This window comes from Labrenzia sp. THAF187b (assembly GCF_009363375.1).
In the GTDB taxonomy this organism is placed as follows: domain Bacteria; phylum Pseudomonadota; class Alphaproteobacteria; order Rhizobiales; family Stappiaceae; genus Roseibium; species Roseibium algicola.
On the sequence record NZ_CP045344.1, the window covers coordinates 1,200,689 to 1,215,778 of the forward strand.

Here is a 15,090-nt window from a genome sequence, read left to right on the forward strand (position 1 = left end):
AAAGGAAAGAGCCGGGGGACATTTCTCCCGGCTCTTCCATTTGGTCAGGTCCTGTCCACGTTTCCGGTCAGGACAGGTGATGGACCTGCTGCAGGCCGTAGACCGGGGTCGGCAGTCCTTCCATCCGCGCTTTCAGCTGTAGCGCCAGATACTGGGAGTAATGGCGCGACTGGTGCAGGTTGCCACCATGGAACCAGAGCGCTTCCTGCTGGGTCGGTTTCCACATGTTCCTCTGTTCGCCTTCCCAGGGACCCGGGTCCTTGGTGGTGTCGGAACCAAGGCCCCAGACCTTGCCAACCCTGTCGGCCATGTCCTGGCCCATCAGGTCGGCAACCCAGCCGTTCATGGAACCGTAGCCGGTGGCATAGACGATCACGTCCGCTTCCAGCTTCGTGCCATCGTCCAGGATGACACCGTCTTCCACGATCTCGGTGACCTGGCCACGCTTCAGCTTGATCTCGCCGTCGATGATCAGCTGGCTGGCGCCGATATCAATGTAGTAGCCGGAGCCCCTGCGCAGGTATTTCAGGAAAAGGCCGCTTTCGTCGTCGCCCCAATCCAGCCAGAACCCGGCTTTCTCCAGCCCTTCGTAGAAGTCCGCGTCCCGCTTCTTCATCTCCGCATAGGCAGGGATCTGGAACTCGTGCAGGATCCGGTAGGGCAGTGAGGCGAAGATCAGGTCCGCCTTTTCCGTCGTCACACCGGACCGGACCGCCTCTTCCGAGTAAAGCGCGCCGAGGCCTACGTCCATCAGGGTGTCGGAGCGCACGATATGGGTGGAGGATCGCTGCACCATGGTCACATCGACATCATTTTCCCAAAGCGCCGCGCAGATATCGTGCGCCGAATTGTTGGAGCCGACCACGACCGCCTTCTTGCCGCGATACTGATCCGGCCCCGGATGTCTGGACGAATGATGCTGGTCGCCCTTGAAGGTGTCCATGCCGGGAAATTTCGGAACGTTTGCCTTGCCCGACATGCCGGTTGCCATGACCAGCTGTTTCGGTTTCAGAACCACTTCCTCGCCGTCACGATCCACGACGACTGTCCATTCCTTCTTTGCTTCGTCGTAAGTTGCGGATTTGGCAACGGTCCGGGTCCAGTAGTTCAGTTCCATGACCTTGGTGTACATTTCCAGCCAGTCGCCAATCTTGTCCTTGGGGCTGAAGATGGGCCAGTTTTCCGGAAACTTGATGTAGGGCAGGTGGTCGTACCAGACGGGATCGTGCAGGCAGAGGGACTTGTAGCGGTTGCGCCAGCTATCGCCGGGCCGGTCATTCTTTTCCACGATGATTGTGGGCACACCGAGCTGCCTCAGGCGCGCGCCGAGCGCGATGCCGCCCTGGCCGCCACCGATGATCAGGCAATAGGGCTGGGTCTTGTAACCGAGGTCCGCCAGTTCACGCTCGCGCTCCTCCTTCCAGCTGGTGCGGTGCTTGCTGGCGCCGTGCTTGGCCCCCAGCGGCCGGTTAAAGCCCTTCGGCTCCTCATGGCCCTTCAGCTCGGCCATGGTTGTCAGCAGGGTCCAGATCTTGCCGCCCTTCAGCCGGATCAGGCCGAAGCAGCGGGCCCGTTCGGTATCGAACTGAATCCAAGCCGTGACGACATCGCCCTCTTTCGTCGGTATTTCACCTTCCGCGATGCGCCAGTTGCTCGGCCCCGTGGAGGCCAGTTGCTTTTCCAGCATGTCGCGGACCTGATCCTTGCCCTCGACGGTCTTGATGTTCCAGGTAAAGGCAATCAGGTCCCGCCAGTAGCAATCGTCCAGGAACATGTCCGTTGCAGCATCGATCTTGCCGTCTTCCAGCGCCTTGCCGAAAGTGTTGAGAAAAGTCTCGGTCTCGTGAACCAATGGTTTGTCGAGCATTCCAGTTCCTCCCTGTTTATGGAGGAAACAATGCAGAGCGCCCCTGCATTTTTCCATGGAACGCCCGTCAAATGATGACGTTAAGGGGCAGAAACTCCGTTTGCTGTTGCGCACGCAACAGGACGCAACAGATAGTCATGCACGCGGCTTGGGGTGTGGCTCCAGGCCGAGAGAGCGCATCCGCCGGAGCACCGTCGACCGATTGACGCCAAGCCTTCGGGCGACCTGGGACATGTTCCAGCCACAGGCGTCCAGAAGTGCTTCCAGATCCTGTTTCGGGTCGGTTTCGACGCGTCTGGACAGAGACGCCTGCGGCAGATCGGTAAGGTCGATCACATCGGTTTCTGCAAGCGCTGTCGCGACATCCAGCAAGGTCGCGAGTTCACGGATGTTGCCCGGCCAATGCCGGCCGCTGAGTTCGGCGCGTGCCGAAGGTGACAGGCGCAGGTCCCGCGGAGAGCGTCGCAACAGGCGATCGACCAGCCAGTCGAAATCCTGGCGGTGCCGGAGCGGCGGGATCCGGATGAGAGACCCGGCAAGCCTGAAATAAAGTTCCGGCCGCAATGCGCGGATGCTTGTGGAACCTGCCGGATCCTGCCGCGTGGTGGCCACCACGCGAAGGTCACTTCGATGTTCCAGCAAGGCAAGCAAGGCAGCCTGGCCCGCCTTGTCCAGATCTTCGATCCCGCGCAGGAACAGCGTTCCGGCTGCAGCGTCAGACAAAGCGCCGACCTTTTCCGGTTTCAGGGCGGAACAGCAGAGCGTATGGAACGACCGGTCGGCAGGACCCAGAACATGGATGGCCCTTGCCAGATATTCCTTGCCCGTTCCGGTTTCGCCAGACAGCAGGATGGGAACCTGCGTTGGTGCAAGCCGGGCAACTTTCGACACCACCTGCGACAGCGTCGCATCCTGCCCGCAGATGCCGCGCAGCGGCGTGGGCAAGGTCCCGGAAACGGGACTACGTGCCATGTGAGCGGCTTGCGGAGCGATGGCATGACCGTATAACCCACCACCGTCGCGCCGGCGCAGAACCCGATCTTCCGCCGGGCGGCCTCGCATCAGTGACGGCAGATCGTCGACATCGAGGTCCAGGTACATGTCGATCCGGCTTCCTATGAGGTCTGTGGAGCCGGTCGGGGCCAGACACGCGAGCGCGCCGTGCGTCATTCCCGTTATCCGTCCGCTGTCGTCCAGGGCGATGGCGGCTTCCGGATCGACTTCCAGAAACTCCGGCGATGTCGAGAAGCGCAAGACCCATTCCTTGCGCGTGGTCGCCATCAGGTTGGCCATCTCGACCCGGCGGGTGGAAGCCTTCACCAGGTTCATCGCGAGGTTCTGGCTCGATTTCGGGCTTGGGGAGCGCAGGAGGGAAATATCCAGAACCGCCGCCAGCTTGCCGCAGGTGTCGTAGATGGGGGCCGCCGTACAGGACAGCGGTGTATGCGACAGTCCGAAGTGATCGCTCTGGTGGATCGTGACGGCTTCCCCCGTCACGATGCAGGAGCCGACACCGCAGGTTCCCGCAAGATCCTCGGACCAGTCGGACCCGAGATAAAGGCCCGCCTGCCGGAGATCGTCCTCGAACCGCGGATCGCCGAAGAAGTCGACGCACACACCCTTGGCATCGGCCAGCAGCAGCACGTAGTTGTGCCCGGCCACCTGCTTGAACAGGGTGCGCAGGCCGGAACGTGCCGTCGCGATCAACCGCTCTGACTGCTCCTGATGTTCGCGCAGTTGCTGCTCGGTGACGATATGTGCCGGTTCCGGACGCGCCGGATCCATGCCGTACGTCTGGACACAGCGCCGCCAGCTTTCCGATACCAGCCCATCCCTGCCGGTCTCGTACCCCTTCAATACGCGGTCGATTTCACTCACATGTTCAAGGTCGCGCATGTCATCCTCCCTTGACACAGCACTTCACGATAGCCTTTCGGGCAGGCTTTGCAAATTTTGCCGGCGCAATTCTGCGTTCGTAAAGCTTGTGCAGCGGGGAAGCCGGCCAGGGATATCAGCCTGGCCAGGTCAGAAGCGTGTCCTTGTTGATAGTGAAATTCGCATTCGGCCTTCTGGCGTTGGCGGCAACGTTGAGATCGACAATGTTCTGGAAGGTGGACGTCGCCTCGATTTCCGTCATGCCATACTCGGTGAAGACCTCCGGACCGAAGATATTCTTTGCCAGAAGCGGGTTGGTGAGTGCCTGGGAGAAGGCGTCGGAGCCGACCATCGCCAGAAGCAGGGGCGGCAGCGGGTGCGCCCGCATCTGGTCTTCGGCCAGCAGTCCGATGGGAAGATCGACCCGGTCGATGCCGCGCACGCCGTTCCAGTCGGGATAGAGTGCTTCCAGCTCTCCCGCCAGACCGGCGTCGCCTCCGGTCAGTTCCAGGAAACTGTCGTACGGACGCAGCTTCCAGGAGGCGCGGTAGGCGTTGAAGGGGGCGAGCCGGAACCTGCGGGCAAACGCCAGCGTGCGCTCTTCCGCGCCTTGCAGGAAGAACGGGGTGTTGTGAAGGGTCAGCTTGCCTGCCCGCTGGCTCGCCGCCGCATCAATGACCGTCTCGACGCCGTGTTTTTCGATGATCGTGTTGTTGAAGCGGAAATTCTCGTTCTCCAGTGCCTCGCCCTGGAACAGGAACCGATCCGGAACCATGGCATGCCAGCGGTAGAGCAGATCGAATTCCAGCGAGATCCGGTTGGTGCGGTACCAAAGGCGCTTGTCCGCATCGCCAGGCTCCACGAAGATCTTGAACGGCGAATTGGCAAGGTGGTTGATATAGTCCTCGATGATGACCTTGAGCAGCTTGACGATGTTGATGTTGCGGGCCGTTTCGAAGACGCGGTCCGGACCGAAGTGCGGGTTCCGTTTGCCGATCTCGCGCGCGAGACGATTGTGCTCGCGCAGGAAGATCGTGTTGAGCGCGCTGTAGAGGATCGTGGAATTGGCCCGTTCCAGGCCTGCCGCATAGTGGCATTTCCAGCGCTCCGGCGTGACGGCCCAATCCCCGATACCGGCCAGGAGTTCCCGAAGCTTTTTCGCCGCGCCCCATTCCGGATCAGCCCCCAGGAAGGTCGTTGCCCACATGGGCATGAAGTGAATGCCGGCAAACTCGGCTTTGACTGCCAGATCCGGGCCCGCAAGCAGCGGTGGCAGTTCGCCGACGGGCGTCTGCCTGGACTTCAGAAAAGCGCCTTCCCGTAAAAACGAGGTGGTTTCCTCGCCAAGACCATAGATCTGGCAAAGATCGATTTCGTGGTTCGAGGTGTTCAGCCGTTTGTTGAGCGGATGAGTGCGCAGGAAACTGTCGGTGAACCACTGGGCAAAGAAGCAGAACAGCGTGCTGGTGTCGCTCTCGACCATCGCCTTGCGCCGGTAAAGTTCCGCCACCCTTGGCACTTCCGGCAGGGCATCGACAAATTCCTGATCGACGGGTGGCAGGTGCCGGCCGGTGTAGCGGCGGTCAACCAGACCCGGCCAGCTGGCGAAGGTGCTGGTGGTCTTTTCCGGATCCTTTGGCCCCGCAACCATTTCCAGATGCGTTTCCGGGTCATGCGGCGTCCAGAGGGAGAGCGGCAGCGGACGACCGGGAGGCGCGTTCGAGATGCCGTTGATGACAAGACGGTTGATCACCCGGCTGAGCGGACCGCAACGCTTGACCAGCCGGACGAGGGCGGGAAAGGCCTCGGCCAGTTTCAGTGCCTGGCCGCCGATGAAACCGAGGATCCGCTTGTGGAGCGGCGGGTCCCGCAGGACGTCTCTCTCGGAGCGGGCGCCGAGCAGATCCAGAAACGGCACGAACACCAGTGCATAGAGGATATGCGGCCAGACGTGGTGGTGCCAGACATCCTGCAGCACGAAGATGAACACAATGGCGACGACAACATTGCCGCCGATGAAAATCCAGTAGCCGATGCGCAGTCGCCGGAACATAAGCCAGTTGGCATAGGCGCCGGCCCCCAGCGCCAACCCGAGGACCATGTGTATCGGATCGAAATCGTAGCGGAAGAATTCCTCGACGCCGCGATAGGCCATGATCGTCCCAACGAGCAGGCAGATGATGTCGAGAAACGTTCCCTTGAAGGATGCGCTAAGCCTCATGACCGCCCCGCATATTGCTTGGATTTGAGATATTCGATCAGTGCGGATTTCTCGCCGTCCGGAAGACCGGTGCCGTAAAGATGTCCACCATTGCCATTGCCGGTCAGCTGCGTGTCGAACAGGAAGCCACTTTCGCAGGCAAAGCCGACGTCCACCGGATCGAAATCCGTGCAGCCGCGATAGAAGGTCGCCGGACGTTCTTCCGGCGCTGACAAAAGCGCCCGCAGCGTCGGCACGGAACCATTGTGGAGATAGGGCCCGCGTGCCCAGATGGCGTCCAGCGGCGTGTTGGCATAGCCGTCCGTTGCCCGGTAGTGCGAGAACCGCCAGGTGTACCCCTTCCCGACATCGCCGAAACGGCTGACGAAGGCTTCGTCGAAGAGATCGGATCGTGCCGGGTCTGTCTGAAGGTCAGCAAGCGGCGTGACCTGCCCGAAGCTCTCGCCTCCTGGGTCATGACACGTGCCGCAGCCTTCCCTCTCGTAAATTGCAGCGCCGTCTGCTGCCATGTCAGCATTGACTGGCAAGGGGTAGGCGGGCGGCGGCAGGTCCCGCAGCCATTCCGCCTGAGCATCGATCAGCCCGCGTTGCAGCAGCCATTCCTTGGCGCCGCCGGCAAGGGCGGCGGAATAGTTGCGCTCGATCAGCGAATTGTTGTTGCCGTCCCAGTGGAACCAGCCCCCCTCGCGGATGCCCTGGTTCCAGACCGAGGGAAAGTCGACCGTTCCGACCGCCTCGTCCTTTTCCGGGCCATAGCCCCAGCGCGCGCGCCAGTTGTTGCCCGCGTCCGTGCGCCCGGGGCCATGCTGCGGTTTTACCTTCATCCAGCTGAAAGCGGTCGCCAGTCCATCGGCCTGGTCCTTGATGCCGGGTACAAGAATGGTGCGCACCAGAAGACGGTCGATTGGGCCCAGAGGTCTGCCGGCCTGCGCGGCGCTTTCAATCACCGCATCCGCCGTCAGCTTGTCGCTTGCGGCAACGTAGCCAAGGAACAGGATGTAGGACTGGATATCGAGCTTTTCGGCAGGTGCACCCAGCAACAACATGGTGTTGCCGCCGGCGGTGACCTCCACGCTGTGGCAGGTGGCGCAATTGAAACCGACCCTCCGCACACCGACGCGCCGGATGCTGAAGCCGATCGGAAGTTCCTGTCCCGGTTCCTCGATGAAGCCGAATGTGTGCCAGCCTTCGGGCAGCTCGTCCTTGAAAATTGTCGGCAATTCGCGCCAGACCATATAGGGGAAACCGTCCCATTCGGCGCCGATGGAACCGTATTTGAATTCGGCGACCGGATTGTCAAAGGTTTGTGGCGGACCCGGCTTGATGGTGAGGCGCTTGCCTTCCAGGACCAGGCAGGCGATCAGCAGCAGCGCGGCGACAATCGCCAACCAAAGCGGCATGCCGTCGTTTCTGGGTGATACGGAGGGTTGTTGCATCTTGTAGCTTTCCGGAATGCCGGCAAAGACGGGTGGAACAACGCCATTGACTTCATGCCGCTTGCGAGCGGCACTCTCGTAGGCTTGTCGCCGGGCAAGGTTGATGGCGCCGACGGGCTCGTGCGCCGGCAGGCTGTTCCAGGGTGAAAAGGCGATGTTTTCCGCCAGTGGGGCGTGTTGATCGACGTCCTGCTGAAAGATCTCCAGCGTCGCCAGCTTTTCGTGACGCGCGCCAGGTGCTCCCGACCAGGCAATCGACGGATCATCAACCGGCTGCGCGGCCGGATCTATCTGCACATCGACGCCGAATTCAAAAGTGACCGGGCAACGGATCAGGGTTTCCCTCAGCGCGACGGCCAGTTGATCGCGTCCGGACCAGACCTCAGGCGGATCCACCGGCACCGGCCTTGGCGCCGCGGTATATTTCACCAGTCGATCGCCAAGCCGATATGGCGTGGTGCTGAAGTATCGGCTTGCGAGCGGAGACACCGGGCGATGAGAGACAAAGGCCCGGATCCTGCCGAAGAGATAGAAGCCGGTGAACAGAAGCCTGGACAGGGGCTTCAGGCGGGCAAGACCGCGTTTCAGCAGCAGGGTGTTGATGTCGTCATAGTCGCCCAGGTCACCGGTGAAAAAGGTTTCATGGTCGACGAGAATGAAGTCCTGCACCCTGCCGTCCGGGTTTTCAGCCGACAGCCACTCCCTGTCGATGCCCAGCACCTTGATGGCCATGCCGTGGGCGTCCCGCTTCCGGTCATCCAGCTGGCGGCCATTGGAAAACCGGACAAGGGCGTCATATGTGCCCGGCAAGGCGAAGAGACCGTGACGCAAGTCCTCCGGCACTTCGCCGATAATGAAGCGCGCGCGGACACAGCCGTGATGTTTCGGATGCTGTGGGCGGCGGGCCAGACCGGGAACCGTGGAAATGGCCTCGGCATTGGTACGGGCAATGCTGTCGATCAGCCCCGCGTCTCCGCCGGTTTCCGATATGCCCGGCCGTGCCGGTTCTCTCGAGGCCATTCAGCCCGCCCTCTCGCGTTGGTGGGTCAAACGCATGGTCCGGCTCTTCAACCGCCGATGCGTTTAATTACCTTACGTAAGGCTAGCTCTTATTTTCAGGGAAGGGAAGGTTTCCGGCCGTTGCCCGTCACGGTGGTGTGACGGCATCCTTTTGAAATACAACCTGATTTGGCTACCGGGTTGTATTTCTTCGCTCCGACAATCATTTCTGCTCCGTGCCAGACGCTCGGGATGACAAGGTGGCCCGGGTCAAAACTTTTGATCCGGGCCCTGTTGCTTCAAAGGAGTTCAGTTGGAACTGAGGTCGACATCCGTCCCGTAGATCCGGGCGATGTCCCGAAGCATTGCGCGGGCTGCAAGAATGCCCTGCGACGTTGCCCAGACACCGTCATCGACCTTGTGGGCGTTTCCCGCCTTGACGACCTCCAGATTGGCCCAGAGAGGGTCTTTCAGCGTCTCCCCCTCCAGGGCCGTGCCCTCTCCATTGCCGGTGTCATATGTCAGGTAGAACATCCGGTTGGCTTCCATGTTCGGGATGCTTTCCTTGCCGACGGCAAGAGCCAGACCGTCCTGCGCCTGTACCTCGGGCCGCTTGAAACCAATGTCGTTCAGCACAACACCGGAGAAACTGTCATGGCGATAAACGTAAAGCTGGCCGGGCACGAAACGGACGACGGAAACCGTGTCCCCGGCATTCTCGCCGAGGGCTGAGCGCAACCGGGCAACGTCGGCCTCATAGTCACTGACGAGCGCTTCTCCTTGCGCCTTCATGCCGACCGAGCTGGCATAGAGCTTCATGTTGTCCTTGAAATCCGTGGCATTCACAACGAACACCGTGGGCGCAATGGCGGAGAGCTGAGGATAGATTTCCTCGTGCCGCTTCTTGCTGCCGAGGATCAGATCCGGCTCGAGCATGGCCAGCCGTTCCAGATTGACCGCAAGCTCCGTACCCACAACTTCAACTCCCGCCATCCGGTCGCCCAGATGCGGGTACCAGGGATCGCCATACCAGGATGACGCAGCCCCAACAGGCGTCTTGCCCAGCATGAGCATTGCCTCGGTGCCTTCGTTGGTGAGAACGACAATCTTTTGCGGAGTGTCCGGCACCTCGGTGGTGCCCATGGCATGGGTGATCTCGGCAGCGGACAGGGCGCCGGGCAACAAGGTTGGCAACAGGGCCGCGCAAAAACAAAGGCTGGAAAGAAAACGCAAGGGGGATCTCCGGCATTACAGGTTATCTGGCTTGCCGAACCCCGACTGGCTTGAGGAATTTTTTCCTGGAAATTGCAGTCTTTGTCAAATGAAGAAGCTCAGGCCTGCAGGAACCGTCCAGGTGCAAGCTGGTCCTGTGTGATACCGCAGGCGGACAGATCACCCGGCAGGTTCCGGCCGGCAACGAGGGCCGCCAGTGCCCTGCCCATCGCCGGGGATGTCAAAACCCCGCATCCCCCCTGGCCTGCGCTGGCAAAATAACCCGGATGATCGGGAAATCCGCCGCAGACAGGGTTTCGGTCAGGCGCAAACGTGCGCAATCCTGCCCAGCTCGCGGATGGACGCGGCACGGCCAGCTCGGTGCCGATGCCGATATGATGGATCGCCTCTGCAAGGCGAAGATCATCTGCATAAACCTCTCCCGGAGAAACTGGATCAGCCTCTGCCGGTGACGCCGTGAAGCCGTGCGGCTGCGGATGGACGTACCAGGTGTAATCGGCTGTCGTGACATGTGGCCAGACACCGGCGTCCTGACGGTGAAGCGGAAATGTGAAGGCCGAACGGCGAAAGGCCTTGAGGCCAAGCGCCGGGACGCCGGCAAGATCCGCAATCCGGTCCGCCCAGGCCCCGGCCGCATTGACCAGAACGGGCGCCGACACCGTCCGGTCTCCGGCCGTCACCTGCCATGTGTCGGCAATCCGCCGGATGGAAGTGACCTCCGCCTTGCAGACGAAGCGAGCGCCATTGGCAGCCGCCGCCTTGCGATAGGATTGCAGCAGCAGATCGGCATCGATATCCATCGCATCTGCTTCGAAAACGCCCGCATGAACCCGTTCCGGCCGGAGGGCCGGAAACAGGGCCAAAGCCTCTTGTCTGTCAACAAACCGGCAGTCTGACCCGGCCTCCTGCAGCCTTGCCATCAGCCTGTCCAGAACAGGCCGATGCTCCTCACGCCCAACCGTCAGGCAGCCGCGGGGCGCGACAAGCGTCTGCTCGCAAAATTCCGGCGGCGGCGCCTGAAAGAACGCACGGCTTGCGGCGGCCAGCGCGCGCATTGTGTTGGCGGAAATGCCGGCCGTGAATTGCCCTGCCGTGCGGGCTGAAGACTGCGTTGCCAGCGCCGGCTCGCGCTCCAGAAGCGTCACTTGCGCAAACTCGGACAGAAAACAGGCCGCGCTCAGCCCGGCAACACCGCCGCCGATGATGATGACGTCTGCTGTCATTGCGTCAGACAATCCCTCGCGGTCTCACGGTCAACGCTGTCACGCCGCCTTGCGGGACATGTCTTCGCCGCGGTAACTCAAGGCCTCCGCCAGATGAATGCGGCCAACCTGATCCGCACCGTCCAGATCGGCCAGCGTGCGGGCGAGTTTGAGGACGCGGTGATATCCGCGCGCGCTCAGGGCAAGACGCTCGGCGACATCGCGCAGGAAAGCGAGCCCCTTGTCGTCCGGCCGTGTCATGGTTTCGACAATCGATGCAGGTGCCTGGGCATTTGTGCGGCAGGCAAGGCCAAGTTCCAGGAAGCGTTCTGCCTGGATGCTGCGCGCTTCAGCGACCCGAGCGGCCACGACGACTGACGGTTCGCTGGCCGCAGGGCCGATCAGGTCTGCCGCCGTAACGGCCGGAACCTCGATCCTGACGTCGATCCGGTCAAGCAGCGGTCCGGACACCCGGGCCTGATAGTCGATGACGCAGCGCTCGCCCCGGCGGCACTGGTGGCCCGGCTCGCCCGCATGGCCGCAGCGGCAGGGGTTCATGGCCGCCACAAGCTGGATGCGGGCCGGATAGGTGACCCGGTGGTTTGCGCGGGCAATTACAGCTTCGCCCGATTCCAGCGGCTGGCGCAGACTGTCGAGAACCTGCGGATTGAACTCGGGAAGCTCGTCGAGGAATAACACTCCGTTATGGGCGAGCGAGACCTCTCCGGGCCGGGCGCGCATCCCGCCTCCGACAAGGGCGGCCATGGAAGCGGAGTGATGCGGCGCGCGGAAGGGGCGTCGATCGGTTAATTTGCCTTCGGCCAACTCGCCCGCGAGCGAGGCGATCATGGACACTTCCAGAAGCTCGCGCGGGGTCAGGGCGGGCAGGATGGACGGCAGGCGCTGCGCCAGCATGGATTTGCCTGAGCCGGGAGGACCGGTCATCAGAAGGTTGTGCCCACCGGCAGCGGCAATCTCCAGCGCCCGTCTGGCGCTTTCCTGTCCCTTGACCTCTGCAAGGTCCGGCAGCACACCGGCGTTGCCGCGCAGCCGGGCCACCGGCCGGGAGAGCACCTGTGTTCCCTTGAAGTGATTGGCGAGCTGGATCAGCGAACGGGGTGCGAGAATGTCCATGTCTGCGTCGGCCCAGGCAGCCTCGCCGCCGCTGGCTTCCGGGCAGATGAGGCCCTTGCCGATGCCGTTGGCGCCCATGGCGGCCGGCAGGACACCAGCAACAGGTGCAAGCGTGCCGTCGAGACCAAGCTCGCCCAGAACAACGTATTTTTCCAGAAATTCAGCCGGTATGGCGCCGATGGCGGCCATCACGCCCAGCGCGATCGGCAGATCGTAATGCGAGCCTTCCTTGGGCAGGTCGGCAGGGGCGAGATTGACTGTGACGCGTTTGGCCGGCAGGGCCAGGCCTGAAGCGGCAAGCGCCGCGCGAACTCGTTCCCGACTTTCTGCAACGGCCTTGTCCGGCAGGCCGACGATGGTGAAGGCAACCATACCCGGCCCGACATGCACCTGCACGTCTACCGGAACTGCCTCGATGCCCCGAAACGCGACCGTCGTGATCCGGCTGACCATATTCACCTCTACTTACAGATGCAGGTCAACGAAGCATATGTCGATAAAAGACGCAAGAACAAATATGGAACAGACGAGGTCTGCCCGGTCAGGATACCAGCACGCGCAACTTGCTTCCGCTGGCAACAGTGAAGTTGGCGCGGGTCAGAACAGCATCCAGATAAGCGGGCACCTTAAAGTCTTCACTCGGCTGCAAACCGTTGGTTTCCAGCCAGTCGGACACAAGCTCAAGGAGCCGGTCGGGGTCTTTTTCATAGAGGGCCCGACACAGCTCCATGTCGAGCTTGGCCCCGGCGGTGTTGGCGGCGGTGAGTATCATCGATCCAATCGCATTCTGTTCATCAATCATAGCGTGCTGCCAACATGCTTGCAATTTCCGGGAAAGGCCAGCACATAGCGGTTATGTGGGCGTTGGCCACCATAACCCGCTGTTATGGTCTGACCCCTTCGGCCTGCCTTCCGGCCGCAAAGCCCGCCAGGCCGCAGCACAGAAGCCCGGCTGCGAAGAAAAGTGCCGAATGGCCGACAACCGGAATGAGAAAGCCGCTCAGCACGGGCCCGACCCCCTGCCCCAGGGAAATCAGGAAGAAGGTAAAGCCGAACCCGATGGACGGTGCCTGCCGGAACAGCCTCATGCTCCACATGCCGAAAAGGGCGGTCATCACGATGAAACCGACGCCGAAACAAGCCGCTGACACGTAGATCCCGAGCCTTGTTTCCACCAGCAGCGGCAGAGTGCCGATTGCGGTCCCGACCAGAACCGCCAGGACACGATAGGCAGCCTGCAAACCCCAGCGATCGACAAGACCACCGGCGAAGCAGCCGGTAACGCCCGAAATGCCCAACACGATCCAGAACAGGATTGCGTCTCGTGGATTGCCCGTCAGCATGGTCAAGAGTTCGACGGCATAGGTCCAGTAGACAGCGGTGACGATGCCGAAAAGAAACGCCGCGACAAACAGTCCGCGCGCTGTCCGATCCATAAGGATCCAGACGGACACCCTGGGCCGGGCATGTTCCAGATGCACGCTGCGCCTGGGCAAGGTGGCTGCGTTCCAGATGGTTACACTGAAGGCGATAACCGCGAAAACCAGCCAGGCGAGCCGCCAGTCACCACCGGCGAAGAGAGCCAGCGGCCCGGCAAAGGCAACGCCGAAACCGGTGCCGGAGTTGATCCAGGCATAGACGCTGTTCTGCCGGCTGAGTTCCGTATGACGCACGATGACATCGGAAAAGGGCGGATAGGAAAGGCCCGGGCTTGCTCCTGCAACGAAGACGCCAAGCGCCAGTATGAACGGCGTCTGTGCCAGGGCGATCATGGCCATGCCTGTTGTGGCGGCGAGGCCGCCGAGCAGGATCGGCAGGCGCGGTTCGAACACCGTCGACAGCCAGGAACCGACGAAAGTCGCCGCCAGATACCCCAGATAGGACAGGCCGGCGATCAGGCCGACCGTCTCCGGCGACAGCGCGAATTCCTGACGGATTTCCGGCAGGAACAGGCCAAAACAATAGCGTGCCAGTCCGTAGGTGACAGCGACGATGGCCAGGCCCGCGGCAGTAAGACCGCGGGTCTGTGCCAAGGTCATCTCAAACCCGGCGGGAGAGCTGGAAGTGAAGTGTCTGGTCATCCGTGTAGCTCTCGCCGAATATTTCGAAATGGCCACCCTCCTGCCGGTACGAGCGATACTGATCGCGCGTGAGTTTCAGGCAGAAGTTGGAAACATGCAAGTTTCTTCCGCTGATTGAATGCGCGAATTCTTCGGCCAGAATGGCCACTTGCGCACTCTGGCCATCCTCAAACACGACAGGCAGCAAAAAGAAACGATTCAGCGTCGGCAAACTGCGGTCCACCGCGCGTTCGAACGCGATGCGCGAAAACCGCTGCATGGCCGGGTGGGCGTAAAAGCCGGAGATCTTGTCGGTCTGTTCGATGGTGTAGAGCTGGCTTTCGGACAGCAGCAGGTCTCCTGGCCGGGTGATGTCTCGCAGCCAGCCGTTGACCACTGCCGGATCGTCATTGCCTTCCTGAAAACCGAGCATTGTCACGAGTGCGGGCGGCGCACCGTCTTCGATCATGTCTTCCAGGCGGCAGGCCTCGAAAGGCGCGGTGACAAACTCAAGTGGAGTGTCCGGCAGGATCGCCGCGAGGGCTGCCCGCATCGGCGCAGCCGACATCGGGTTGATGTCGACGGCGATATAACGATCTATGATGACGCCCAGGCCCTGCAGTGTCTTGAGAATGAACCCGGTCTTGACCGGCTCCGGCCCCAGTTCGACATACACCAACCGCTCACCTGCAAGCTCGGTTGCAATCCGCCCGCAGCTTTCTTCCAGCGCCGCCCGAAAAGACCTGCCGTCTTCATGAATTCGGCCAAGCGTGTCCGATGCGATGCCGGTCTCGTTCAGCTGGCGCATCAGCTGAAACACCTCGTCCAGAGGCCCGGTTGCGGTCTCCGAACTGCCTTCGTTTGTGTATTTCACCCGGTTGTCCTGGGTCAGGATCGTATCGAGACTGAATTCCGTGTGGCAGGCAATTGCCCTGTGAACTCTTTGTTGCAGCGAAAGGGGGCCGGTCGTCTGGTGATCTGGCCCATGCTCCGGCTGGCCATAGGAAAGCGCTAAAGTCATGGCGGATACCTGTTTTGACAAAAGAGACTCTCGGATTACGGG

Annotated in this window: 10 protein-coding genes; all 10 read right to left on the reverse strand. The window is 61.6% G+C overall.

The annotated features are described in order from the left end of the window. Nucleotides 1–67 precede the first annotated feature (67 nt). A complete protein-coding gene (locus FIV03_RS05535) occupies nt 68–1,867 on the reverse strand; it encodes an NAD(P)/FAD-dependent oxidoreductase (RefSeq protein ID WP_023002351.1) in 1,800 nt (599 codons plus the stop codon). Nucleotides 1,868–2,002: 135 nt separating this feature from the next. After that, entirely contained in the window at nt 2,003–3,763 is a 1,761-nt protein-coding gene (locus FIV03_RS05540) for a sigma-54-dependent Fis family transcriptional regulator (protein ID WP_152508941.1), read from the reverse strand. Nucleotides 3,764–3,878: 115 nt separating this feature from the next. Beyond that, nucleotides 3,879–5,963, reverse strand: a complete 2,085-nt coding sequence (locus tag FIV03_RS05545) for a peroxidase family protein (protein WP_152508942.1) — start codon at nt 5,961–5,963, stop codon at nt 3,879–3,881. Further along, nucleotides 5,960–8,419, reverse strand: coding sequence for a hypothetical protein (locus tag FIV03_RS05550; RefSeq protein ID WP_152508943.1), 2,460 nt, complete (start codon nt 8,417–8,419; stop codon nt 5,960–5,962). The genes FIV03_RS05545 and FIV03_RS05550 overlap by 4 nt, the downstream gene beginning before the upstream one ends. A gap of 288 nt (nt 8,420–8,707) precedes the next feature. Then, nucleotides 8,708–9,631 carry an iron-siderophore ABC transporter substrate-binding protein gene (locus tag FIV03_RS05555; protein WP_286202267.1) on the reverse strand — a complete coding sequence of 308 codons (924 nt, stop codon included), beginning with the start codon at nt 9,629–9,631 and terminating at the stop codon, nt 8,708–8,710. A gap of 98 nt (nt 9,632–9,729) precedes the next feature. Continuing rightward, a complete protein-coding gene (locus tag FIV03_RS05560) occupies nt 9,730–10,854 on the reverse strand; it encodes an FAD-binding oxidoreductase (protein WP_152508944.1) in 1,125 nt (374 codons plus the stop codon). Nucleotides 10,855–10,893: 39 nt separating this feature from the next. Then, complete coding sequence (locus FIV03_RS05565) at nt 10,894–12,420, reverse strand: YifB family Mg chelatase-like AAA ATPase (RefSeq protein WP_152508945.1); 1,527 nt, start codon at nt 12,418–12,420, stop codon at nt 10,894–10,896. 88 nt (nt 12,421–12,508) lie between these two features. Beyond that, entirely contained in the window at nt 12,509–12,769 is a 261-nt protein-coding gene (locus FIV03_RS05570) for a hypothetical protein (RefSeq protein ID WP_023002373.1), read from the reverse strand. Between the two features lie 82 nt (nt 12,770–12,851). After that, a complete protein-coding gene (locus FIV03_RS05575) occupies nt 12,852–14,000 on the reverse strand; it encodes an MFS transporter (RefSeq protein ID WP_158514148.1) in 1,149 nt (382 codons plus the stop codon). Nucleotides 14,001–14,007: 7 nt separating this feature from the next. After that, nucleotides 14,008–15,048, reverse strand: coding sequence for a hypothetical protein (locus tag FIV03_RS05580; protein WP_055660346.1), 1,041 nt, complete (start codon nt 15,046–15,048; stop codon nt 14,008–14,010). Nucleotides 15,049–15,090 lie beyond the last annotated feature (42 nt).

Coding starts and splice junctions, on each gene's coding strand:
- FIV03_RS05535 (WP_023002351.1), bottom strand. CDS start 1,867: ATGCTCGACAAACCATTGGTTCACGAGACCGAGACTTTTCTCAACACT.
- FIV03_RS05570 (WP_023002373.1), bottom strand. CDS start 12,769: ATGATTGATGAACAGAATGCGATTGGATCGATGATACTCACCGCCGCC.
- FIV03_RS05560 (WP_152508944.1), bottom strand. CDS start 10,854: ATGACAGCAGACGTCATCATCATCGGCGGCGGTGTTGCCGGGCTGAGC.
- FIV03_RS05550 (WP_152508943.1), bottom strand. CDS start 8,419: ATGGCCTCGAGAGAACCGGCACGGCCGGGCATATCGGAAACCGGCGGA.
- FIV03_RS05545 (WP_152508942.1), bottom strand. CDS start 5,963: ATGAGGCTTAGCGCATCCTTCAAGGGAACGTTTCTCGACATCATCTGC.
- FIV03_RS05565 (WP_152508945.1), bottom strand. CDS start 12,420: ATGGTCAGCCGGATCACGACGGTCGCGTTTCGGGGCATCGAGGCAGTT.
- FIV03_RS05540 (WP_152508941.1), bottom strand. CDS start 3,763: ATGCGCGACCTTGAACATGTGAGTGAAATCGACCGCGTATTGAAGGGG.
- FIV03_RS05580 (WP_055660346.1), bottom strand. CDS start 15,048: ATGACTTTAGCGCTTTCCTATGGCCAGCCGGAGCATGGGCCAGATCAC.